At 56.2% G+C, this 1,383-nt stretch carries 1 rRNA gene; it reads right to left on the bottom strand.

From position 1 onward, the window contains the following. Nucleotides 1-3: 3 nt before the first annotated feature. Nucleotides 4-1,383: ribosomal RNA gene (locus P3T29_RS32590) — 23S ribosomal RNA — on the bottom strand; the annotation flags it as partial.

The following is a 1,383-nucleotide window of genomic DNA, read 5'->3' as shown; positions in this document are numbered from 1 at the left end:
CCCTCGGCCTATTAGTACCGGTCAGCTCCACCCCTTACAGGGCTTCCACATCCGGCCTATCAACCCAGTCGTCTACTGGGAGCCTTACCCTCTCAAGGAGGTGGGAACACTCATCTCGAAGCAGGCTTCCCGCTTAGATGCTTTCAGCGGTTATCCCTCCCGAACGTAGCCAACCAGCCATGCCCTTGGCAGGACAACTGGCACACCAGAGGTTCGTCCGTCCCGGTCCTCTCGTACTAGGGACAGCCCTTCTCAATATTCCTACGCGCACAGCGGATAGGGACCGAACTGTCTCACGACGTTCTAAACCCAGCTCGCGTACCGCTTTAATGGGCGAACAGCCCAACCCTTGGGACCTACTCCAGCCCCAGGATGCGACGAGCCGACATCGAGGTGCCAAACCATCCCGTCGATATGGACTCTTGGGGAAGATCAGCCTGTTATCCCCGGGGTACCTTTTATCCGTTGAGCGACGGCGCTTCCACAAGCCACCGCCGGATCACTAGTCCCTGCTTTCGCACCTGCTCGACCCGTCGGTCTCACAGTCAAGCTCCCTTGTGCACTTACACTCAACACCTGATTGCCAACCAGGCTGAGGGAACCTTTGGGCGCCTCCGTTACTCTTTAGGAGGCAACCGCCCCAGTTAAACTACCCACCAGACACTGTCCCTGATCCGGATCACGGACCCAGGTTAGACATCCAGCACGACCAGAGTGGTATTTCAACGACGACTCCACCATGACTGGCGTCACGGCTTCAAAGTCTCCCACCTATCCTACACAAGCCGAACCGAACACCAATATCAAGCTATAGTAAAGGTCCCGGGGTCTTTCCGTCCTGCTGCGCGAAACGAGCATCTTTACTCGTAATGCAATTTCACCGGGCCTATGGTTGAGACAGTCGAGAAGTCGTTACGCCATTCGTGCAGGTCGGAACTTACCCGACAAGGAATTTCGCTACCTTAGGATGGTTATAGTTACCACCGCCGTTTACTGGCGCTTAAGTTCTCAGCTTCGCCACACCGAAATGTGACTAACCGGTCCCCTTAACGTTCCAGCACCGGGCAGGCGTCAGTCCGTATACATCGCCTTACGGCTTCGCACGGACCTGTGTTTTTAGTAAACAGTCGCTTCTCGCTGGTCTCTGCGGCCGGCCCCAGCTCACGGAGTAAATCCGATCACCAGTTCCGGCCCCCCTTCTCCCGAAGTTACGGGGGCATTTTGCCGAGTTCCTTAACCATAGTTCACCCGAACGCCTCGGTATTCTCTACCTGACCACCTGAGTCGGTTTGGGGTACGGGCCGCCATGAAACTCGCTAGAGGCTTTTCTCGACAGCATAGGATCATCCACTTCACCACAATCGGCTCGGCATCAGGTCTCAG

The organism is Kitasatospora sp. MAP5-34 (genome assembly GCF_029894335.1).
Classification (GTDB): Bacteria; Actinomycetota; Actinomycetes; order Streptomycetales; family Streptomycetaceae; genus Kitasatospora.
This window is presented reverse-complemented; position numbering and strand designations above follow the sequence as displayed.